The 20,532-nt window shown below is 69.2% G+C and carries 31 protein-coding genes, 1 tRNA gene and 1 other RNA gene; 28 read left to right on the top strand and 5 right to left on the bottom strand.

Annotation, left to right across the window (positions count from 1 at the left end; all coding sequences use genetic code 11):
• The first annotated feature begins 5 nt into the window (after window positions 1–5).
• The 25 genes from ACIBF5_RS09555 (at window position 6) to ACIBF5_RS09435 (ending at window position 17,497) form a co-directional block, all read left to right on the top strand.
• Window positions 6–281 carry a hypothetical protein gene (locus tag ACIBF5_RS09555; protein WP_396809830.1) on the top strand — a complete coding sequence of 92 codons (276 nt, stop codon included), beginning with the start codon at window positions 6–8 and terminating at the stop codon, window positions 279–281.
• Complete coding sequence (locus tag ACIBF5_RS09550; RefSeq protein ID WP_396809828.1) at window positions 281–1,501, top strand: phage portal protein; 1,221 nt, start codon at window positions 281–283, stop codon at window positions 1,499–1,501. The genes ACIBF5_RS09555 and ACIBF5_RS09550 overlap by 1 nt, the downstream gene beginning before the upstream one ends.
• Window positions 1,482–1,646, top strand: coding sequence for a hypothetical protein (locus tag ACIBF5_RS09545; protein WP_396809826.1), 165 nt, complete (start codon window positions 1,482–1,484; stop codon window positions 1,644–1,646). The genes ACIBF5_RS09550 and ACIBF5_RS09545 overlap by 20 nt, the downstream gene beginning before the upstream one ends.
• Window positions 1,643–2,242: an HK97 family phage prohead protease gene (locus tag ACIBF5_RS09540; protein ID WP_396809824.1), complete on the top strand. Its 600-nt coding sequence runs from the start codon at window positions 1,643–1,645 to the stop codon at window positions 2,240–2,242. The genes ACIBF5_RS09545 and ACIBF5_RS09540 overlap by 4 nt, the downstream gene beginning before the upstream one ends.
• Window positions 2,243–2,435: 193 nt before the next feature.
• Window positions 2,436–3,773 carry a phage major capsid protein gene (locus ACIBF5_RS09535; RefSeq protein WP_396809822.1) on the top strand — a complete coding sequence of 446 codons (1,338 nt, stop codon included), beginning with the start codon at window positions 2,436–2,438 and terminating at the stop codon, window positions 3,771–3,773.
• A gap of 3 nt (window positions 3,774–3,776) precedes the next feature.
• Window positions 3,777–3,959 (top strand): hypothetical protein, encoded by a 183-nt coding sequence (locus tag ACIBF5_RS09530; RefSeq protein WP_396809821.1) that lies wholly within the window; start codon window positions 3,777–3,779, stop codon window positions 3,957–3,959.
• Complete coding sequence (locus tag ACIBF5_RS09525; RefSeq protein WP_396809819.1) at window positions 3,959–4,297, top strand: phage head-tail connector protein; 339 nt, start codon at window positions 3,959–3,961, stop codon at window positions 4,295–4,297. Before ACIBF5_RS09530 ends, ACIBF5_RS09525 begins: the two co-directional genes overlap by 1 nt.
• A 5-nt stretch (window positions 4,298–4,302) precedes the next feature.
• A complete protein-coding gene (locus ACIBF5_RS09520) occupies window positions 4,303–4,554 on the top strand; it encodes a hypothetical protein (RefSeq protein WP_396809817.1) in 252 nt (83 codons plus the stop codon).
• Window positions 4,551–4,910, top strand: coding sequence for a hypothetical protein (locus tag ACIBF5_RS09515; RefSeq protein WP_396809815.1), 360 nt, complete (start codon window positions 4,551–4,553; stop codon window positions 4,908–4,910). Before ACIBF5_RS09520 ends, ACIBF5_RS09515 begins: the two co-directional genes overlap by 4 nt.
• Window positions 4,903–5,319 (top strand): hypothetical protein, encoded by a 417-nt coding sequence (locus tag ACIBF5_RS09510; RefSeq protein ID WP_396809813.1) that lies wholly within the window; start codon window positions 4,903–4,905, stop codon window positions 5,317–5,319. The genes ACIBF5_RS09515 and ACIBF5_RS09510 overlap by 8 nt, the downstream gene beginning before the upstream one ends.
• A gap of 39 nt (window positions 5,320–5,358) precedes the next feature.
• Window positions 5,359–5,865 carry a hypothetical protein gene (locus ACIBF5_RS09505; RefSeq protein ID WP_396809811.1) on the top strand — a complete coding sequence of 169 codons (507 nt, stop codon included), beginning with the start codon at window positions 5,359–5,361 and terminating at the stop codon, window positions 5,863–5,865.
• A 12-nt stretch (window positions 5,866–5,877) separates the two neighbouring features.
• Window positions 5,878–6,147 carry a hypothetical protein gene (locus tag ACIBF5_RS09500; RefSeq protein ID WP_396809809.1) on the top strand — a complete coding sequence of 90 codons (270 nt, stop codon included), beginning with the start codon at window positions 5,878–5,880 and terminating at the stop codon, window positions 6,145–6,147.
• A gap of 168 nt (window positions 6,148–6,315) precedes the next feature.
• Entirely contained in the window at window positions 6,316–6,771 is a 456-nt protein-coding gene (locus tag ACIBF5_RS09495; protein ID WP_396809807.1) for a hypothetical protein, read from the top strand.
• Window positions 6,771–9,413: a hypothetical protein gene (locus tag ACIBF5_RS09490; protein WP_396809805.1), complete on the top strand. Its 2,643-nt coding sequence runs from the start codon at window positions 6,771–6,773 to the stop codon at window positions 9,411–9,413. The genes ACIBF5_RS09495 and ACIBF5_RS09490 overlap by 1 nt, the downstream gene beginning before the upstream one ends.
• Window positions 9,410–10,201, top strand: a complete 792-nt coding sequence (locus ACIBF5_RS09485; protein ID WP_396809803.1) for a hypothetical protein — start codon at window positions 9,410–9,412, stop codon at window positions 10,199–10,201. The genes ACIBF5_RS09490 and ACIBF5_RS09485 overlap by 4 nt, the downstream gene beginning before the upstream one ends.
• A gap of 47 nt (window positions 10,202–10,248) precedes the next feature.
• A complete protein-coding gene (locus ACIBF5_RS09480) occupies window positions 10,249–11,313 on the top strand; it encodes a DUF5047 domain-containing protein (RefSeq protein WP_396809801.1) in 1,065 nt (354 codons plus the stop codon).
• A gap of 77 nt (window positions 11,314–11,390) precedes the next feature.
• Complete coding sequence (locus tag ACIBF5_RS09475) at window positions 11,391–12,077, top strand: hypothetical protein (RefSeq protein ID WP_396809800.1); 687 nt, start codon at window positions 11,391–11,393, stop codon at window positions 12,075–12,077.
• Between the two features lie 17 nt (window positions 12,078–12,094).
• Window positions 12,095–12,727: a hypothetical protein gene (locus tag ACIBF5_RS09470; protein WP_396809798.1), complete on the top strand. Its 633-nt coding sequence runs from the start codon at window positions 12,095–12,097 to the stop codon at window positions 12,725–12,727.
• Complete coding sequence (locus ACIBF5_RS09465; RefSeq protein WP_396809796.1) at window positions 12,727–13,311, top strand: hypothetical protein; 585 nt, start codon at window positions 12,727–12,729, stop codon at window positions 13,309–13,311. Before ACIBF5_RS09470 ends, ACIBF5_RS09465 begins: the two co-directional genes overlap by 1 nt.
• Before the next feature lie 9 nt (window positions 13,312–13,320).
• Entirely contained in the window at window positions 13,321–13,524 is a 204-nt protein-coding gene (locus ACIBF5_RS09460; protein ID WP_396809794.1) for a hypothetical protein, read from the top strand.
• 3 nt (window positions 13,525–13,527) lie between these two features.
• Window positions 13,528–13,959, top strand: a complete 432-nt coding sequence (locus tag ACIBF5_RS09455; protein ID WP_396809792.1) for a hypothetical protein — start codon at window positions 13,528–13,530, stop codon at window positions 13,957–13,959.
• Between the two features lie 13 nt (window positions 13,960–13,972).
• Window positions 13,973–14,215 (top strand): hypothetical protein, encoded by a 243-nt coding sequence (locus tag ACIBF5_RS09450; protein ID WP_396809790.1) that lies wholly within the window; start codon window positions 13,973–13,975, stop codon window positions 14,213–14,215.
• 524 nt (window positions 14,216–14,739) lie between these two features.
• Window positions 14,740–15,468: a hypothetical protein gene (locus ACIBF5_RS09445; protein ID WP_396809788.1), complete on the top strand. Its 729-nt coding sequence runs from the start codon at window positions 14,740–14,742 to the stop codon at window positions 15,466–15,468.
• On the top strand, window positions 15,465–16,043 hold the full coding sequence (locus tag ACIBF5_RS09440; protein WP_396809786.1) for an AAA family ATPase: 579 nt from the start codon (window positions 15,465–15,467) through the stop codon (window positions 16,041–16,043). Before ACIBF5_RS09445 ends, ACIBF5_RS09440 begins: the two co-directional genes overlap by 4 nt.
• Before the next feature lie 2 nt (window positions 16,044–16,045).
• Entirely contained in the window at window positions 16,046–17,497 is a 1,452-nt protein-coding gene (locus ACIBF5_RS09435) for an ASCH domain-containing protein (protein WP_396809784.1), read from the top strand.
• Between the two features lie 122 nt (window positions 17,498–17,619).
• Here the strand turns inward: ACIBF5_RS09435 and ACIBF5_RS09430 are convergent, their stop codons facing one another.
• From ACIBF5_RS09430 to ACIBF5_RS09415, 4 genes are read right to left on the bottom strand one after another with little or no spacing between them, the layout of a single operon-like run.
• Window positions 17,620–18,324, bottom strand: coding sequence for a PP2C family protein-serine/threonine phosphatase (locus tag ACIBF5_RS09430; RefSeq protein ID WP_396809783.1), 705 nt, complete (start codon window positions 18,322–18,324; stop codon window positions 17,620–17,622).
• Window positions 18,325–18,349: 25 nt separating this feature from the next.
• On the bottom strand, window positions 18,350–18,559 hold the full coding sequence (locus ACIBF5_RS09425; protein ID WP_396809782.1) for a hypothetical protein: 210 nt from the start codon (window positions 18,557–18,559) through the stop codon (window positions 18,350–18,352).
• Window positions 18,556–18,750: a hypothetical protein gene (locus ACIBF5_RS09420; RefSeq protein ID WP_396809780.1), complete on the bottom strand. Its 195-nt coding sequence runs from the start codon at window positions 18,748–18,750 to the stop codon at window positions 18,556–18,558. The genes ACIBF5_RS09425 and ACIBF5_RS09420 overlap by 4 nt, the downstream gene beginning before the upstream one ends.
• 46 nt (window positions 18,751–18,796) lie before the next feature.
• Window positions 18,797–18,940, bottom strand: coding sequence for a hypothetical protein (locus ACIBF5_RS09415; protein ID WP_396809778.1), 144 nt, complete (start codon window positions 18,938–18,940; stop codon window positions 18,797–18,799).
• 130 nt (window positions 18,941–19,070) lie between these two features.
• Here ACIBF5_RS09415 and ACIBF5_RS09410 point away from each other — a divergent pair, with 130 nt between their 5' ends.
• Together ACIBF5_RS09410 and ACIBF5_RS09405 are read left to right on the top strand one after the other, a co-directional pair.
• Window positions 19,071–19,274, top strand: a complete 204-nt coding sequence (locus ACIBF5_RS09410) for a helix-turn-helix transcriptional regulator (protein ID WP_396809776.1) — start codon at window positions 19,071–19,073, stop codon at window positions 19,272–19,274.
• A gap of 402 nt (window positions 19,275–19,676) precedes the next feature.
• Window positions 19,677–20,168: a hypothetical protein gene (locus tag ACIBF5_RS09405; protein ID WP_396809774.1), complete on the top strand. Its 492-nt coding sequence runs from the start codon at window positions 19,677–19,679 to the stop codon at window positions 20,166–20,168.
• 84 nt (window positions 20,169–20,252) lie between these two features.
• On the opposite strand, the gene ACIBF5_RS09400 is transcribed toward ACIBF5_RS09405, so the two are convergent.
• Window positions 20,253–20,340, bottom strand: a tRNA-Ser gene (locus ACIBF5_RS09400).
• Window positions 20,341–20,424: 84 nt separating this feature from the next.
• Between ACIBF5_RS09400 and ffs the strand changes: the two genes are divergently transcribed.
• Window positions 20,425–20,514, top strand: an RNA gene (ffs, locus tag ACIBF5_RS09395) — signal recognition particle sRNA small type.
• The last annotated feature ends 18 nt before the right edge of the window (window positions 20,515–20,532 follow it).

Genomic DNA, 20,532 nt, shown 5'->3' with positions numbered 1-20,532 from the left:
GGACCATGGACCCCCAGAAGACTCCCACGCCCGCGAAGGTGCGTGTACCGGTACGGGACCGGGTGCGCACCGCTGCGGCGTGGACGACCCGATCGATCGGCGCCGGGTGGAAGCTCGGTGCCCAGTTCGCCGGGGGCGGTGCCGCCCTGGCTGGTCTGTACGTGCTCACCGGCAGCGGTTGGACGCTGCTTGTCGGCGGCGTCGCCCTGGGCGCCGTCGGTACGCTCGCCGAGCTGGCCGACGAGCCGGCGCCGACGTCGTCCCGGGCCGGTGGTCGCTGATGGGACTCGGCCGCCTGCTCCACCGGTCGACCCGGTACACCGCCGAGAACACGGTGACCGGTGAGACTCAGGTGTTCACCATCGTCGACAACCTGCGTCCGGACTGGGCGGCAGACGACTACCAGGGCGGGATGAGCATCCCCGGGGCCTGGCGCGCGTCGGTGTTGCTGTCGGACCTGCTCGGCATGGTGCCGTGGGACGCGTACCGGATCGGCCCGAACCGGCCGGTGGAGCTGATCGCGCCGACCCCCTGGTTGCTGGAGCAGCCGAACCCACCCGAGACGCGCATGAACACGTTCAGCGGTTGGGGCCTGGACCTGATCTACCACGGCAACGCGATCGGGCTGATCGCCGCCCGGAGCTCGTCCGGCTGGCCCACCGCGGCCGTCGCGGTGCCGGCGACCATGATGGGCGTCAGGCGGATCACCGAGCGGGGCATGAGTACCCTGCCGATCGGTGCGATCGAGTACAGCCTCGGCGGCCAGACGTTCGGCGCCCAGGACGTCATCCACATCAAGGGCCCGGCCGCGCCCGGGGGCCTGCGCGGCATGGGCGTCCTGGAGGCGCACTTCGCGTCCTTCGACCTGGCGCACGAGCAGATCCGGCAGGCCCGCTCCCTGTCCCGCCACGGTGTCCCCACCGGCGTGCTACAGAGCGAGAATCCGGACCTGAACGAGGCGGAAGCGAAGGGCCTCAAGGCGAAGTGGATGGAATCACAACGCGACCGCACCATCGCCGTGCTCAACGCCACCACCAAGTTCCAACCGTTGTCCTGGAACCCGGAACAGCTCCAACTGGTCGAGGCCCGCCGGTACACCCTGACCGACCTGGAGTTGATCTTCGGGCTGCCTGTTGGGTGGCTCGGTGGGATGCACAGCAGCAAGCAGTACAGCAACATCGAGGCCGACGCGGTCAACCTGCTCAAGTTCTCCTTGGGCGGGCACCTGGCCCGGTTCGAGCAGGCGCTCAGCTTGCAGTTCCCGCGCGGCACGGTCGTCGAGGCGGACCTGGGCCACGTGCTGCGCGCGGACACCCTCACCCGCTACCAGGCGTACGCGATCGGCCTGGACAAGGGCTTCCTGACCCTGGACGAGATCCGGAAGGTCGAGAAGCGCGCGCCGTTGCCGCCGAAGCCGAAGACCGAACAGGTCGCCCTGCCGCCGGCCGGCGGTGCGACGGAACCCGACCCGGAGGATCCCGATGCCCGCACGCGCCCGTAAGGCGACACCCGCCCAGCGCGAGAACACCACCCCGGCGGCCGAGTGCAACGTTCTCCGGTGCAAGCGGCCACCGACGACCCGCGGGGTCTGTGACCCGCACTACGCCACCCACCGTGGCTACGCGAAGAAGGAGCCGAAGAAGTGACTGACCTGCTGCGTACCTTCACTCCGGACCTGGAGGTCCGGTCGGCCGCCAAGGGCGGCGACGGCCGCACGATCTACGGCATCGCGGTGCCGTGGGCCGCGCCTCAGCGCATCGACGCGAACCTGACCGAGCAGTTCGCCCGGGGTGCGTTCAACCACCAGATCCGGGCGGCGAACCGGATCTGGTTCTCCCGGGAGCACATCGCGCTCGGTGGTGCCCTGATCGGGTCGCCGACGCTGATGCGCGACGACGCGGCCGGGCTCTACGTCGAGCTGCGGGCGAGCAAAACCCCGCTGGGTGACGAGACCTTGGAACTCGTCCGTGACGGGGCCCTGTCGCACCTGAGCGTGGCGTTCAGAGAGCGGCAGAACCGGCGCCTGGGTCACATCGTGGAGCGGGTGACCGCCGACCTGCGCGAGGTCGCGGTGACGGTCCAGGGCGCCTACGGGGACCTGGCGGCGGCGGCCGGCGTGCGGTCGGCCGCCGAACAGGCAGCCCCGGCCGAGTCGGGGTTCGAGTGCGAGCGGCTGTGCTGCCGCGCGGCCGGGCTTGAGGAAGCGCGTCTCGTCCTGGCGGGGCTGCCCGCACTTCCGTGACACGCCGCCCGGCAACCGCTGGGCAACATACCCTGCTGGGGTATAAAGTTGATCTACGCAACGTCGATACCGACACCCCGCCTACCGCCGCCGCACCTCCGCCGCTCATCGACGCGGACACCCGGCGTAGCCCGTAGCCGGCACCTCGGTCACTCGCAGGAGATCCCTATCCTCGTGACCGAAGGAATCAGTGGTGTCGGAGAACGTGTACTTGAAGGGCCTTCGTGACCAGTACGACGGCCTGAAGAAGAACATCGAGGGGTTCCAGGCTCGGGCGGTCGAGGCGAAGCGCGACCTGACCCCCGACGAGCTGCGCACGATCAAGGAGCAGGGCGACAAGGCCGCCACGCTCTACACGCAGATCGAGGACCTGACCGAGATCGAGACCCGCAACGCCAAGGTGGCCCAGATGGCCGCCCAGATCCACACGGCGATGCACGGCGACGGCAGCGGGGGGCCGAACCTGGACCCGCAGGACGGGCCGATCCGGCTCGGCGGGGCGACCACCCAGGACCGCGACCCCGGTCACTACCGGTCACTGTCGGAGGGGGGCCAGAACTCGTTCTTTCGGGACCTGTACCGGTCGCGGCACGGCGACGACGGGGCGGCCCGCCGGCTCGTCGAGCACACCCGGGCGCTCGACACGGGAACCGAGGGTGTGGGCATCGTGGCCCCGAAGTGGCTCGTCGACGAGTTCGCCCCCCTCGCCCGTCAGGGACGGGCCCTGGCGAACGCGGTACGGAACATCCCGCTCGGCGACGACCCGCGCCCGATCACCCTGCCGAAGCAGACCGGCGGCACGGACGCCGAGGTGACCGAGCAGGCCAACGAGAACGACCCAGTCGACGGCGACGACGCGTGGGACTCCGACGTCGACACCGTCGCACCGAAACCCACCTCGGGCACGCAGAACGTGTCCCGGCAGATGCTCGACATGTCGTCCCCGGCCGTCGACGTGCTCATCTACGGCGACCTGATCGCCGCCTACAACCTGAAGGTCGAACGGAAGGTCGGCGCGGCGATCCTGGCGATCGGTACGCCGCTGCTCGCGACAGCGACCCAGTTCGCCGACCTGGGCACCGACGAGACCAACGGCATCGACCTGTCGGTCAACGCCGCGCTCGCGGTCCGGCAGGCCCGCAAGCTCCCCGCGACCATCCTCGCGATGGAGGTCGCGACCTGGGGCCGATACAAGAAGCTCAAGGACGCCAGCGGCCGGCAGATCGTGCCGTCGTCGACGGCCGGCCCGGTCAACGTGCTGGGTGTCGGAACGGTCAACGCCGACGGCATCATCGAGGACCTGCCCGCGATCGTCACCGAAGGCATGGATGACGGGGTCGTCGACCAGGAGACGTACGCGGCCATCCGCGCCTCGGACGTCCTGCTGTTCGAGTCCAACATGATGCGGTTCCGGTACGAGCAGCCGCTCGGCCCGTCGACGATCAAGCTGGGCATCTGGGCGTACACGGCCGTCAAAGTCCGGTACGGCACCGCGCCGGTCAAGCTCATCCGAATCAACACGGCCGGCTGAGTCATGGCGGCATCATGGCGGTTCCTACGCGTCAAGCGACTCAGCGCGTCAACCAAGAACCCGGCGGCAACCCAGGCAGCGATCACCGCCCCCACCGGGGGCGCCACCGTCGACGCTGAAGCACGGGCGGCGATCAACGCGATCATCACCCGCCTGGAGGCGTACGGCCTGGTGGCGGACAACTGATGTGGGCGACGCTGGCCGGGCTCAAGCTCGACATGGGCATCACGGACACCAGGGACGACGCGAAGCTGTCCCAGGTGCTCGACGCGGCGACCGCGTTCGTCGAGCAGGTCCGGCCAGCGTTCAACTACGCCGGCGACGAGCCGGACCTCCCGGTGCCGGACGCCGCCCTGGTCCTCGGTACGTACCGGCTCGCGGCCCGGTGGCACACCCGGCGCCGGTCCCCGGACGCCCTGATCCAGCTCGCCGAGATGGGCGCGTCCCGAGTGCCGAGCTTCGACGTCGACATCGACCGACTGCTGCGGATCGGGCCGAAGTACGCACCCCCCGTGATCGCGTGAATCGCGTGAGAGGAACCCCCGTGCTCGACGTCAACCTGACCGAGCGGCACCCGTCCACCGTCCACATCGCCCAGTTCTTCACGGACACGCACCTGCCGCCACACCTGCGAGAGATCAGCGGCCCGTGCGCCGACCTGGCCGCGTACATGATCCGGGCCCTGCCGGACGGTCCGGAGCTCACCGACGGTCTGCGGTTGCTGCTGCAGGCTAAGGACAGCTTCGTCCGGCAGGCGGTAGCCGAGGGAACGCGCCCGTGAACGCGGTTACCAAGGCCGCCGCGGATCTGCTCACGGCGCTGGGCACCGTTCCCGATGTCGTCGCGTACGGCGACCCGGGGGAGTCGGTGCGTCCGCCGGCGACGGTGCTCGGCCCGCCAGCGCTGACGTGGGAGAGCCTGTCGGCGTCGCCGACGTCGGCTCGCTGGCTGGTGTACATCGTCGTGCCCGCCGAAGAGCGGGCTCTCGACCGGCTCTGGGAACTCGTGCCCCTGGTCGCCGCCGCGATCGACCAGCTGCCCGACGCGGTGGTCATCCGGGCCGACCCTGGCGCCTTCCTGTCCGGGGCCGAGTTGCCCTGTTACGAACTCACGATCGAGGTGGCTCTCAATGGCTGATCCGCACAACCGCAGGCTCAAGCAGATCGAATTCACCCTCGGCGGTGAGGCGTTCCAGTGCCAGGTACAGAACTGGAACATCGCCAACAACACCGAAGACGGCGAGCGGCTGTTCACCCAGTGCCCCGAGGGTGAGACCCGCGAGGAGACCGACCCGGACTACGCCCTGGAGGTCACGTTCCTGGCGGACTGGCGGGAGAACGGCGTCTCGGACTACCTCGTGCTCAACGACGGAGTGTGGGTGGAGTTCCAGCTCGACCACCACCCGGACATTCCGGGTGAGCACGTCCGGTGGACCGGCGAGGTCCGGATCAAGGCGCCGAACGTCGGCGGTGACGCCCGGACCACCGAGCAGACCGAAGTGACGATGCCGATCAAGGGCAAGCCGCTTTACTCCCGGCCGGCCTGACCGGCTCCTGTCCTGATCCGACCGTACGAGGAGATCCGCATGTCGCTGTCCGCCAGGCTCAACGCCAGGTTGACCGGTCGCCACTCGACACCGCTCGACCTCGGCTCCGCCAACTACCCACTGTCGGCCGGCGTGGTGGTCGACCTCGTTGACGGGACCGGCGCCGGCCAGGCCGACCGGCTCTTCACCGACCGGCGCACCATCGTCGCGTCCGGCACCGACGCCCTGGACCTCGCAGGCGTCCTCGTCGACGCGTTCGGCGCCGTGATCACCATGGCCCGGGTCAAGGCCCTCTACGTCGCCGCCGCGGCGACGAACGTCAACAACTTGCTCGTCGGCGGGGCGGCGGCGAATACGTGGACGTCCTGGGCCGGCGCGGCCGACAACGAGATCGTCATCCGGCCGGGCGGCGCGCTGCTGCTCGTCGCTCCGGACGCGGTGGCGTACCCGGTCACCGCCGGCACCGCCGACCAGCTGCAGATCGCGAACAGCGGTTCGGGCAGCTCGGTCACCTACGACATCGTCATCATCGGCGCGAGCGCCTGAGAGGCAGCAACCATGTTCGATTTCCGCGTCGTCCCCGACAACGGCGACCCGTACGAGGTCACCGCCGGTGCTCGGGACGTGCTGGTCCTGGAGAAGACCACCAAGGGCGTTGTGTTCGCCGACCTGACCGAGCGGATGCAGATGGTGCCGCTCTACAAGCTGGCCTGGATCGCGTCGCGACGCCTCGGCCTGTTCACCGGAACCCAGGCCGAGTTCGAGGCGGGGTGCGAGCTGATCTTCACCGAGAGCGAGGAGCCGGACCCTACCCGGCCGGCTCCCTGAGCCGGACCCTGATCGCCCTGGCGATCGCAACAGGCATCCCCCCGGCAGTGTGGGCCGACGAGGGAGAGCAGGCAATCGTCACCGCCACCCAGATTCTCGCCGACCAGGCCCGGCGCGGCGGCGGTGGCACCACCGGTGGACCACAGATGAGCGGATGAGGAGGCGGTTGTGGCCAGAAACAGCATGACCGTCACCGTCCGGATCGACGGGGCCCGCCAGGTGTTGCAGGCGTTCCGAGGGCTGCCGCGTGAGGCCGACCAGGCGCTGCGTGACGCGTCCGGGAAGCTCGCGGCGACCCTCGCCGTGCGAGTCCAGGGAGCGGCCCGGTCGGACTCCCGGCAGGCCGCGCTGATGGGTCCGACGGTGCGGGTGGTCCGCGACCGGCTCCCGGCGATCGTCATCGGCGGTTCGACGCGCGTCGGCCGCAAGCGCAAGCCCGCGTACAAGATCCTGTTCGGCAGCGAGTTCGGGTCGAACCGGCTCAAGCAGTTCCGGCCACATCTGGGTTCCCACTCGTACTGGGCGCTACGCACGATCAGCGAGAACGAGAAAACCATGTCGGCGGAGTGGAACCGCGCCGCCGACCGGGTGGTCCGGGCGTTCGGCAGCGGGGGGCCGCGCTGATGGCCGAGCGGAGTATCAAGGTCAGCTTCGGTGGGTCGGCCGCCGGCGTCACCCGGGCCTCGGCCCAGGCCGAGAAGGCCGTCGAGAGCTTCACGGCGAAGGCGGCCCGGATCAGCCGGGCGGTCGCCCCCACCGCGGCGTTCGGGGTGGCGCTCGCGTCCGCCGCGGCGTACGCGGTGGCGTTCGGAGCATCTGTTTCCGGTGCGGCCGGGGCGGTCGCGTTGCTGCCCGCGTTCCTGGCCGCCGCCGCCCTGCAGGCGGCAGCGTTGCGGGCGGCGACCGCCGGGATGGGCGCGGCGTGGCAGGCAACGGGGAAACAGGTACGCGGCGGCGGTCAAGCGGTGGCCGACACGTCCCGGCAGGTTGCCGCCGCGCAACGGCAGGTCGAGTCCGCGACCAAGTCGCTCGCGACCGCGCAGCGCGACGCCCTGGCCGCGCAGCGGGCCGTGACCCGGGCCCGCGCCGAAGAGGCGGAGCGGCTGCAGGACCTGGACCGGTCGGTGAACGGTGCCCGGATCGCCCGAGAGCGGGCGGCCCGCGACGTCACCAAGGCCGAACAGGACCTGATCGCCGCCACCGAGTCCGGCGACGCCGGCGCGATCATTGACGCGAACCTGGCCTGGCAGGACGCGCGACAGACCCTGGAAGAGGTCGCCGACCGGTACGGGGACCTGCAACAGGAACAAGCCAAGGGACAACGGGACGGGGTCGACGGGTCCGACGCGGTCACCGACGCCCTGGAGCGGCAGCGGGAGGCACAGGAACGGGTCACAGAGTCGGCCCGGCAGCTCGCCGACGCGCAGCGGGCCGTGGCCGAGGCGGGTCGGACGGCGGCGGCCGGGGGAATCGCCCCGGCGGCCGAGGCCCTGAACAAACTCGCCCCATCGGGCCGATCGGTCATCCGTACGCTGCGCGCTCTGGGCCCGGGGTGGGCGGCGGCGGCCCGCGGCGCCCAGCAGGAAACCTGGCGTGGGGTGTCGGGGGATCTGCGGGACCTGTCCGGCATCTACCTGCCCCGGGCGACCGGGTGGCTGGGCCGGATGGGCCGGGCGTTCAACGTCGCGTTGCGGGACGTGGCAGCGTGGGGCAAGACCGCCGAGACTGGCAGGGACGTCGACCAGGTCCTGGCGAACACCGCATCGACTACCGAGGTCCTCGCCGGGTGGATCCGCCCGATCGTCAACGGGATGTTGCGGTGGGCGGCGGTCGGCTCGGCGTTTCTGCCCGGCCTGGCCGCCGGCGGGCTGTCGGTCGCCGAGCGGTTCGAACGGTGGTCGACGGCGATGGCCGACAGCGGCCGGGCGGCGGCGTGGATCAGCACGGCCCTGGACGTCACCCGCCAGCTCGGCCGGATCGTCGGTAACGTCGTCGCGTCGTTCGTCGCGTTCTTCCGTGCGGGTGACGACGGCGGATCCACGATCGATTCCCTCGAGCGCGGGTCCGCGGCGATGCGCGCGTGGTTGGAGTCGTCCGAGGGTCAGCAGCAGGTGTCCGCCGGCCTGGAGAAGCTGCGGAGCATCCTTACCGGCGTCGGGCAGATCATCCCTGTCGTCACCGGCAACGCCGGCGCCTTCCGCGACACGATGAACGTCACCGGTGCCGTGGTCGGGTTCGCCGCCGACCACCTGGACACCCTGGCCAAGCTCTTACCGGTCATCGCCGCCGGCTACGTCATTTCCAAGGTCGCGCAGACCGGCGCCAACGTCGCCGCGGTCGTCAGCCTTCCGCTGAAAGCGGCCGAGGTGGCCGCGAACTGGGGGATGAGGGCCGCGTTGCAGGCCCAGACAGCGGCGCTGCTCCAGAACACCGCCGCCACCCGGATCGCCGCCGGCGCCACCGCAGCCGACACCGCGGCGACGAACGTGGGGATCCTGGCCCGGGGGCGGGCTGTCGTCTCCACGGTCGCCCAGCGGGTCGCGACCGTTGCCGTCACCGCGGCGACCCGCGCCTACGCCGCCGGTCAGTGGCTACTCAACGCCGCGCTCACCGCGAACCCGGTCGGCTTGGTGATCGTCGGGATCGTCGCCCTGGTCGCCGCGATCGTCCTGGCGTACAAGAGGTCGGAGACGTTCCGGGCGATCGTCGACGGCGCCTTCAAGGCGATCGCGACCAGCGCGACGTGGTTGTGGCAGAAGGGCATCAAGCCCGCGTTCGACGCGATCGTCACTGGTACTCGGTGGGTGATCGACGCGGCCGGGTCCGTCGTGTCGTACCTGCGCGACCTACCCGGCAAGATCAAGTCGGCGTTCTCGACCGTTACGGAGATCGTCTCGGCCCCGTTCCGGGCAGCCTTCAACCGTGTGTCGGACCTGTGGAACGGCACCGTGGGCCGGCTGCGATTCCAGGCCCCGGACTGGGTGCCCGGTATCGGCGGCCGTGGTTTCAGTCTGCCGCAGTTGCCCCGCCTGGCCGCCGGCGGCCGGGCACACCCGGGCCGGTCGTACCTGGTCGGTGAGCGTGGCCCGGAGGTCTGGACACCCGACAGCGTCGGCACCATGACCCCGAACCACCACCTCGGCGGCCCCGAAGTGGTGGAACTGCACGTGGACCTCGGCGAGGGCATCCGGCAGGTCGTCCGAATCAACCTGCGCGACCACGACCGCCGCCTCAAGCGGCGCGTGACCGCAGGAGCTGCCGCATGAGCCTGACCGCCACCTACGACGCCGCCCTGTCCCGTGTGCGGCTGACCGCGACCGGCCTGGCCGGGTCCCCGGCGTGGGCAGTGATCGCGCGGTCAACCGACCTCGCGCAGTGGACCGTCGTGCGGGGCGGCGCCTCCGTGCCCGTGTCCGCCGGCACGGTCGCCCTGGACGACTACGAGTTCGTCAACGGGCAGACAAACCACTACCGGGTCACGGCGCTCAACGGCGCGTTCGCCATCGTCGACGAGGAAACCGCGACGGTCCTGCCCGAGCTGGCCCAGGTCTGGCTCAAGTCCATCTCCCGGCCGTACCTGAACCGGCCCGTCGTCGTCCAGGACTACTCCGAAGTCCAGCGACCCGCCCGAGCGTCCGCGTTCCAGGTCGTGGGCCGAACCCTGCCGGTCGCGGTAACCGACGTCGCCGGCTCGCGAAGATGGACCCTGGACCTCCTCACCGACACCCTGGCCGACGCCGCCACCCTCGATTTCATCCTCGCCGCCGGCGACATCATGTTTGTCCACGCGCCGGCCTGGTCGGGCGTCCCCGGCGGGTACGTCATCGTCGGCGACACCACCCAGCGGCGCACCGCCCGCCGGACCACACGGCGCATCACCAGCCTGCCGTGCACCGAGGTCGCGACCCCGGGCCCGGATGTCGTCGGCGCAACCGTCACCTGGGCCGATGTCACCACCACGTACAGCACCTGGGCCCTCGTCGGGTCCGCCCATCCGACGTGGGCCGACCTGCTGCAGCTAGTCGGCGACCCGGAGGACGTGATCGTGCCATGAGACCCGTCTCCGACCAGTTCCTCCGCACACTGAGGGGGTCACACCAGATGGTGACCGAAGCGCGGATCGTCGCCCCCGGCCAGACCGGCACGAACCCAGCCGGCATGACCATCCCCATCCTTGGCGGCGACGTCGAGATCAACGGCTCGGCCGACATCCGGTCCACCCTCGACCTGACCACCATCGGCGCCCACTGGCCAACCCGCGCCGACGACCCACTCACCCCGTACGGGAACGAGCTGTGGGCACGCCGCGGCATCCGCTACGGCAACGGCACCACCGAGTGGGTCAGCCTCGGGTACCACCGCATCGACACTCCTGAGCAGCCCGACGCGCCGCGCGGCTCCATCCAGATCGCCGCGTCCGACCGCATGGCCGGACTGATCGACGGCCGACTACTGGCCCCCCGGCAGTTCAGCGCCACAGCAACATTCGGCGATGTCGTCGACGAACTCGTCACCGAGGTCTACCCCGAGGCGGTCATCGAGTGGGACGACGACACCGAGGACACCCCCGTCGGCCGGGCGCTGATCGCTGAGGAAGACCGACACGGGTTCCTGAAAGAGCTCGTCACCAGCGCCGCGAAATCGTGGTGGTGGGACCACCGCGGCGTGCTCGTGATCCGTACCGCTCCGGACCCGACCCAGCCCGTCTGGACCGTCGACGCGGGCGCCGGTGGGGTGCTCGTCTCCCTGGCCCGTCGCCTCACCCGTAAGGGCGTCTACAACGCCGTGGTGGCCACAGGTGAGGCCGCCGACTCGCTGCCACCACCCCGGGGCATCGCCGTCGACGACAACCCGGAAAGCCCCACCTACTGGAGCGGCCCCTTCGGCCAGGTACCCCGCTTCTACACCAGCCCGTTCCTAACCACCAACACCCAGGCAACGAGCGCCGCGAGACAACTGCTACGCCAGTACCTCGGCCTGCCCTACGCCGTCGACTTCACCGCGATTCCGAACCCCGCGCTGGAGCCTTACGACCCCATCAGCGTCCGCTACCCGGGCCGGGTGGAAACCCACGTCGTCGACCGACTCACCGTGCCGCTGACCGCCGAGGACCCACTCGCCGCGAGCACCCGTGAGCAACCCCGTGTCCTGACCGGAGGACCCTGATGGCCTCGTACGCCTCCGACGACCTGACTCCACTGCTCGCCCAGACACCGACGGCATCGCTCGGCCTGCGCCAGGGCGTGATCGTCGCCTGGAACCGGATCACATGTGCCAACACCGTCGCCGTCGCCGGCGGAACCCTGACGAACCTGCCGATCCTCAACAGCACCGAGGCGCTGCTCCTGCAACCGGGATCGGTAGTCAGCCTCATCACCTGGCAGGGCTCCTGGGCGATCCTCGGCCGGCTGGTCATCCCCGGCACCCCCGAAGCCGCATCAGCCCTGTCCGCACTCGCCCTACGCACCGAGGCCGGGTCGCAGAGTGGCACGTTCACCAGCTCGGTCGGTGACTTCGTCGACCTGCCCGGCGCGGAGCCCGGACCGGCACTGGAAGACGTCACCGTCGGAGGCTCGGGCCGCCTGCTCGTCATCGTCTCGTGTGGCGTCCGCGTTTTCATCGGCGGCACCGGATTCAGCTTCGATTCGGGCATGGGCTTTGCTGGCTTTGCGATCTACAACTCCGCTGGCGCTACCGTCAGATACGGATCCGATGTCGACTCCTTCACCGTGTCAGCTGCATTCGGAGAACCCGCCGGTGGGACCGGCGCGACCGGCTGGACCGAAGTCAGCGGCTCCAAATTCGCTCTGGTGGAGCACCTCACGCCCGGCGCTTACAAGGTCGCGATGAAATACCGAGCCCTGGTCGCCGGATCAGCCGGCTCGTATGTCCGATTCGACTACCCCATTCTGTCGACCCTGCCTCTCTGACCTGAATAGGTGATCCCGTGGGAGCCACGTCAACCTACGAACTGCCATATCCGGAGGCCGCCGACGCCCCGAACGGCCCGACTCAGATCCAGTCGCTAGCCCAAGCGATCGAGACCGAACTCACCCGGATCGATAGCGCGGCCGACGACCTGGACACCGACCTGACCAACCTGACCAACCTCACGAACAGCCGACCCAGAGGTCTCGTCAAGTGGGCCCAGCGGACAACCCCGAGTCCCACCACCACCGCAGCTGACCTCGGCGTGCTCCGGCTCGACAACATCCCCATGGTCGGTGGTCGGCAGTACCGGATCTGGACCAGTCCGCTCCCACTTGACAGCACCGTCACGAACGACGAAATACGTGCACGGATCAGAATCAGCACCGCCGGTGCCGCCACCATCGCGAACAACGCCGTTCCCGGTGCCACCGTGCACACCCGACAGACGGACGCCAACGTCTCGGAAGACAAGGCGATGTCGGTCACGTACAGGCCGACCGGCGACCAGACCGTGTCGCTACTGCTATGCGTCGGCCGGATCGCCGGCACCGGAAACGTCAGCCTCAACAACAGCGACGACGAAGAGACCGTACAACTCGTGGTCGAAGACATCGGCCTCGCGCAGGAGCAGAGCGGGATCACAATCTGATGGCCACAAGAACGCAATTCAACGCCGACCAGTGGGTGCGCCGCGAAATCGTCACCGCCGAGATGGATTGGCTCGGCGACGAACTGTGCCGCCGCACCGGCCGGCCCCGTACCGCAGCGGGCAGCAAGGGCGATTACCTGCACCTCAGCGGCGCGCACCGGTCGCAAGAATTCATCATGCAGAGCCAGCTCTGCACGAACCGCGCGTACACCAAGCAGACCGGCCTGACCCCCGATCAACTGCGGCACGTCGCCGGTTTCGACTTCACGCCGGGCAACACCGAGGCCATGATCGCCCAGTCGCAGCGACTGCTTGCCGCGATGAAGGCGGGCCTGCTCGACGAAGTCCTGGAGATCTTCTGCAACGTCGATGGCAACAACGTCGTTGACGGCTGGGACAACGTTCGGAACCTCGCAGCCACGGCGGACAGCTCGCACCTCTGGCACTGGCACCTGAGCCTGGACCGACGCTACTGCGCCGACCGCGCCCTGATGGCACGGATCATCGCGATCGCGCTCGGCGACGACATCCGACCCCCCGCATCGGCCCAGCGGCAGCACGGCCGCTGGATCATCGACGACTAGGAGCAACCTGTGTACCTGATCAAGATCACCACGATCACCCCCAACCCGGTTCTGGCCGTTCACTCCACCGGCAAGGTCCGGCACATCGGGCAGGCCGAGCTCGCCTGGCTGGAACAACAGCCCGACGTTCCCACCCTCGCAGAGCGGGACCGTGACGCGGCTGCCCGGCTGATCGCCGAGGCCCGCGTCTCACAGGGCTATCTGCAGGGCTGACCGGTGACCCTGACCGACGTTATCGCCGCGATCGGCGCCATCGGCACCCTGATCGGTGTGCCGCTGGCCGCGCTGATCGCGGCCCGCGCCGGCCGGGCCCGCGAACGAGCCACCGCGGCCCAGGCGCGGGCGTCCGCACGACAGTCGGACGCCGGCGCCTGGCACACCCTCAGCACCACCGTCGCCGACCTGGCCGACCAGGTGCAGGACCAGGCAGCCCAGCTGCTCGCGCTGCTCGCCCGGGTTGCGACCGCCGAGGCCCGCGCCGCCCACGCCGAACAGCGCCTTGCCCAGGCCGAGGCCCGCGCGAACACCGCCGAAGCAGAAGTGCTCCACCTGCGAGCAGAGGTGCAGCGACTACGCGCAGAACTCGCCACGGCACGGGCCGACCTTGCAAAGGCCCAGGCTGTAGCCATCACTACCCCAACCGACTAACGGAGGACCCAGCGTGGATCTCACTACCCAGACCCGTCACCCGTGGCGCGCCACCGCCCGAACTATCGCCGCCGGCGTCATCGGTGCCGTGTCCCTCGTCCCGACCATTGCCATGACCGCCGGCGTCGACGCGGTGCCGGCGGTCGCCCAAGTCGTCCTCGTTGCCGGCGCGATCACCCGTGTCCTGGCGCTGCCGGCCGTCGACGCGTGGCTGCGTCGGTTCGTGCCGTGGCTCGGCGCGGCGCCGGCGGAGTAACTGCCCTGGCGCGGCGATGCCATCCTGACGGGATGTCTCAAGACCCCCTGATGAAGGCCGCCCAGGACGCACATCGTCACGCCACCTGGGCCGCGCGATTCGCCGCAGCTCAACTCTGGATCTACCTACTTTTTGTCGGTGTGCCAGTCCTTGCCGTGTGCGGAGTCTGCGGATGGTTCGTTATCGCAGACTGATCGGGCCCGGACGCACAGCGGCCCGTCACCCCGAGGGTGGCGGGCCGCTTGTCGTGTCTCCAGGAAGGCCCTCGCTACGTCGCGCAGGCCCTGCTGGGTATTCATTGGGTGTGGGTGTGGGTATTTTCTGGGTACCTATGGTCTACTGGGGGTATGACCCCTAGCAGGAGCCCCACGGCGGAGGATCTCCGTCCACTGCTCAGACGTGGGCTACCGGCAGCCGCAGAAGTGATTGCCGATTGCCTACTGGATCTGCCCGGAGTGACCGCCCGGGCCACGACCCGCGACCGAAACAGCCGGGTCGCCGCACTCAACACACTGCTGCGTCAAATGCTGCAGCGCATCACCGACCCGGCGCTCCTGGTGGCCGCGAGCACGCTGTTCGGCGCCGTGCCCTCGACCACAGGCCACGGCCTGATGGCCCGCCGGGCGAGCGCGGCACTGGCGATGGGCCGCGACGCCGACCACTTCCGCAAGCACATCGAGCCGCGCATCCTCGCCGACCTCACCCAGGCCCTCATAGCCGACAGCGACCGGATGACGACGACCCGGGCCGCGCCGCCACGGCTGATCCCGGTACTGCGCGAGCCGGCCGAACTACCTCAGGACATGTGGGCGTGGGAGGCCGTCGAGCACGAGGAGCACATCGCCCGCCTGTGGTCCGGGGTGTACGCGCTGCGTGCCGAGCTCCTTGCGTGTGAGCGGCTGGCTAGCTTCGACCCGTCCGCCGCTGATCTACGAGACGCGGCCGACGCGGCACTGTGGCGGGTCGGACAGTTGCACGTGGCGATCCGTACCTACCGGCGCGCGTACGGCGGCCGGCTGCTGCACGGCGACATTGCCCCGGAGACGCTGCTCGCGCTGGCGGGGTGGAGCCCGCCGCTCGACCCGGACGACGTCGACATCGTGTGCCACCACGGCCCTGACGCCGAACGGTGTCGCATCTTCATCGGCGACCTGACCGCCACCGAGCCCGGGGCGCGTATCCACGCGCGCTGGCACGCCCGCCTGTCCACCCATCCTCACACCACCGACCCTGACGCCTGGAGCACCGCATGACCAACACCGACATCCACACCGGCCCGCCTCGTCGGTACGTCATCACCGGCGGCCCGTCCGCAGGCAAGGAAGCCGTCATCGAAGCGGTCATCGCGGCCGGACTGCCGTGCTCGCCCGACGAGGCCGCCCGTGAGATCTACCGCGCCCACCGGGCACGACTTGGCCGTCACCTGCAGCGCGAGGACCGCCGCGACTACTCCCGCGAGGTCCTGGACGCCTTCGTCGGCGAGTACCGCGCGCACACCCACGGCGTACGGTTCTACAACCGCGGCATCCCCGACGGGTACGGCTGGGACCGGTTCTTCGGCCTGGAGCCCTACGCCGAACTCGAAGAGGCCACCAGCCGGTACCGCTACGACGCGGTGCTGGTACTCGACCCCCTGGACACGTTCGAGGACGAGAACGACGTGGTCTGGGCACAGGACCGCGAGATCCGCCGCGTGCACGAGCTGATCGTGCAGGGCTACTACGACGCCGGCTACAGCCCCGTGTTCGTCCCGGCCGAGGACCCCGCCAGCCGGCTGGACTTCATCTGCGCCAACCTGCGTCTGCCGCGACCGGACCGGAAGGACTGACCATGACCACCCCCGACCAGCCGCCGCAGCTCCTGTCACCCAACAGTGTCCTGGCCAACGCGCTGCTGCGCTCCATCGACATGATCCGCCCGAAGGTCGTTGCGAACCGCCCGAAGCGGATCGTGTTCGTCGTCGGCACCCAGATCAACGGGGCCCCGCACCTGGGTACCAACATCGTGCAGACGGCGTCGTTCCTGCTCGCCAAGCTCGCCCGCCGGGCGTTCTCCGTCGACACCACAGTGCGGTTCGCCGCGTTGGACAACGCGCCGTACGAGGTCATCTTGGACCCGGAAACCCATCGGGCCTACCAAACGACCTACTACCACGCCCTCGGCAAGGCCGGCGTGGACGAGTTGATCGAGACCTACTACCGGGCGTTGTTCAAGTCGCTGTCGGAGGCAACCGACACCGAGTACGAGCTCGACACCTACACCGATCAGCAGGCTACCCCCGCCTACCGGTCCGAGTTCCTCCGCAGCCTGGAGCACTTCGACGCGTTGCGGTGGTGGCTCGCTCCGTCTACCGGCACCGTGCATACCCGGCTTCCGTGCCCGGCTTGCGGCTGGGCCGAGAAACGCGCCGAGCAGACCCGCCTGGTCCGCGTCGACGGCGACGGCGCGATCTTCACCGCCGTCTGCTACGAGCACGGCGAATACGAAATGTGTATCGACCCGATCGACGGCGGATACCTCGACCTCGCCACCCTGTACCGCAATGTGATCAAGGAACGCGCCCTGGTCCGCGAAGTCGACGTGCTGTACGTGATGGTCAAGGGCGGCGATTGGTCATTCGGCTGCCAGCTCGTCGACGGTGCCCTCTTGGCCCTCGGCACTCCGCCGGCCGCGATGCCCGCCCGGATCTTCACCCCGATGGTGCTGTCCGGCTCCGGCGGCAAGCTGTCCAAGAGCCTGCTGCGCGCCGCACCGGACAGCCCGGCCCACAGCGGAGTCGAGGACTGGATGCTCTCCACCCCGGCCTGGCCGGGGACCGTCGACAACTACGTCGATGCCCTCATCTGGCTCGTCAACGGGCTGATCGCCGACCCGAAACACTTCTACCGATCCTTCACCACCAGCGAACTGGGAACACTCATGGCTCAGCGTCCCGCCGACCTCGCGACCCGGGAACGGGCCCGCGAGATGCCCATCTATAAGCGCTACTTCGACCTCATCGCCGCCGGCACCAAGACCATCGAGGTGAGGGTGGCGTACCCGTCGAACAAGCGCCTGGCCGCCGGGCAGCTACTCAAGTTCACCTGCCGGGGCGAAGAGTGCCTGACCCGGATCAAGCGGGTATCGCACTACCGCACGTTCGAGGACATGTTCGACCACGAGAGCGTGTCCACCGTCAACCCGACCGCGACCCGCGCCGAGCAGCTCGCCAACATCCGCCTCATCTACCCGGCCGAGAAGGAAGCCCTCGGCGTGGTCGCCATCGAGGTCGAACGGGTCTGACCCGGCCCTGCAGAAGCACGCCCCGGCCCTCGTTCACGCGAGGGTCGGGGCGATGTTGTGAGCCCTTCGGTAACCAACGTGAACCGGCCCGGAGCGCCGTGGTCCGGGCCGGCCGGCAGGTACTACGAGAGCAGCAGCACCACGGCGGTCGCGTTGTCCGCAGGTTCGTCGCCGGGCTGTGCTACCGCCTCGGCCACCAGGGCGTCCGCGAGTGACTGCGGGCTGGCGGGCTGGCGGACGAGCTTGACAAGCTGGTCGTGCGTCAGGGCGTCGTGTACGCCGTCCGAGGTCAGCAGCACGAGGATCGGCAGGTCCTCGTCCTCGATCCGGGCCTCCATGACCGTGCTGATCGTCGCCATGGACACCGTTGCGCGTACCCAGTTGTCGACCTTCCGCGCGACATCCTCGGGCCAGCCGGCGACCCTCATGCGCCGGCCCATGGTGTGATCCTCGGTGACCTGGACCAGTTCCTCTCCGGTCCACGCGTACGCGCGGCAGTCGCCGATCCACCCGATCTTCAGTGTGCCCCGCTCCGGCGCGACCATCGCGCAGACCGCGACCGCGTCCGGACCCGGGTCCAAGTACGCGGTGTCGGCCGTCATTGCGGCAGCAGCCATGATTCCCGCGACCGGGCTGGTGCGTGCCGCCGTTCGGGCGATCACCTCAGCGGCCACCAGGACCATGTCGACCACCTCTTGATCGCTGCCGATCCCATCGACCACGACTGCCGTCGTCACGTCCCCGCTGCCGTAGCGGTGTACCACCGCGGCGTCGGCGTTCGCGGATCGGCCGCCCTGGTGGGTAGCGATGCCGGCAAGTACGGGCATGACTCTCCTCTCGATCGTGATGACGTCACAACAGGTGTACCCGCTCGATCCGGCCGTCCGGGAGTTGCGTGGTGAGGTGCCCGCCGCCGCGCTCCATCAGGTCGAGCACCAGGTGGTGGACGACCAGTGCCTGGTTGATGGTGTCCGTCTTCGTGTCCCTGGTCCGGGCGCACGCCGCGTCGAGGGCTTCGACTGCGCGCGGGATCAGGTTGACGGTCGCCTTCGTCAGGGTCACCGGAGCAGCCGCGACTGCTCGTCCACCTCGCCTATGGCGATCCACTCGCGGCGGGTCTTGACCGCCCACTCCAGTTGCGGGCACCCCTCCGGCTTGCACTGCGGACACGTCCGCTGCGCGTGGTTCTCGATCGTCTGGTCTACCGCCCACCAGACCGTCGTACGGGTCGCCGGCTCGTCCATCGGGCTCACTGCCGCGCCTCCCGGGGCATCATCGTTAGTGCGTGCTGGTCGGTGTTCATCGCCGCCGCCTGGTCCACCGGGTGACACCCGCGTTCCGCATGATCCGTAGCAGTTCCATGGGCACGGTCGGCATGGCCGGATGCTGGTTGGGAGTAGGGACGGGGCGCGGCGGCGGTTCCGCCGGGGTGATCTCGGTCATGTCGCACCTCCAGGACAGGGGTCACGCACCTCGACCTCAGCGTCGTTACCCGATCACCCCTTGTCAACCACCAATGGGCGACCGTCCACTGTGTGATCACCCAGTTTGGGGTTACCTAGGCTCCCTGATCATGGGCGTGTTGATGGGGATGGCGGAGCTGGCGGACCGGCTTGGCGTCTCCACCACGCGCGTCGACCAGATCGTCTCGCGACCGGATTTCCCTAAGCCCGTCGACCACATCCGAGCTGGTCGGATTTGGCTCACGGCCGAAGTTGAGCAGTGGATCCGCGAGCACCGTCCCGGTCTCGTCGATGACGGCCAGGATGACGAGTAGCAAGGCGCCCGAGTAGCCCGGTCCGATGTGGTGCGCGTAAATAGTGCAATAGGTCGCGCGTAGCGATTAGCGGCAATGCGGGTCGAATAGCGGCGTGATGTGAATCACAAGTCAGGTCTTCGAACAGGTGTTCGAGAGGCCTCGCTGTTACTGACTGTGTAGTGCGCATTGACGCACATGCGTGAAGGGTTATCACACATGTGGCCGTTACTGCCACCGCCGATTGGGTGGACTTCGCCGCCGATCATACGGGTTGCCGGTACAAGATCACCGGAGTGTCATAAGCCCCTCACAAGCGACAGCCCGACGGGCTGCCGTATCCACACGAGGTGGGGGCCCGTGCGTATATCTGATCAATCCGACGTCACCACTCGATCGGCCGGATCTCCCGACCCTCTCGCAGTGCTCGCGTCGACGCTGGGGCTTGCCGGTGCTGTTGCGGTTGGGGTGCTGGCCGTCCTGTCCCGACCTCGCCACGAGCAGATGTACTCCCTGGTGGGGCGGATCGCGATCGTCTGCCTGTTGAGTGCGGTCATGATCGTCCTCACGATGCTCGCGCTGCGGGTCACCGCCGGCCGTGCGGCGGGCACGACGCGGTTGCTGGCGGCGCTGGCTGAGACTCAACGGCAACTGGTAACTGAGGTGGCCCGGCTGCGCCAGGCGGAGCGCGAGCGCGCTGAGGAGCTACGGCGGATGGTGGAGACCTGGGCTGAGGCTGATCGGCGCCGCCAGGCCGAGATCCGGGAGGCCCGGGCAGAGGGATACAAGGCGGGGCATGCGGACGGCTATGTGTCCGGCGTCGGGCAGCGCCTCGGCGTGGGGCCGCGTCCTGCCGGGGGAGGGCTGCGCCCCGTGCCGCTGCACGTCGCGGGTGGCAGCGCCGAGCGGCGATGAACTCAGTTCCCCTACCAGTCCCCTAAAGATCATCGGGCCAGGTCAGAAAACCGCTTCTGACCTGGCCCGATGCTATGTCGCCTCTGGCGGAGGATACGAGATTCGAACTCGTGAGGGTGTAAACCCAACACGCTTTCCAAGCGTGCGCCCTAGGCCTCTAGGCGAATCCTCCGCCGGCCAGGATACAGGTTCCGGCGAGATCTCCTAACCCAGTACCGCTGGTGAAGATCGAAGACCCGAGCGGGTACACTTGGCGCACCCCCCGTGCGGCGTCAACCTGTGAACCTCCCCAGGGCCGGAAGGCAGCAAGGATAAGCGGGCTCTGGCGGGTGCACGGGGGGCCTTTGCGTCCCGGTGTCGTGTG

The organism is Micromonospora sp. NPDC050417 (assembly GCF_044458865.1).
In the GTDB taxonomy this organism is placed as follows: Bacteria; Actinomycetota; Actinomycetes; order Mycobacteriales; family Micromonosporaceae; genus Micromonospora_G.
This window is presented reverse-complemented; position numbering and strand designations above follow the sequence as displayed.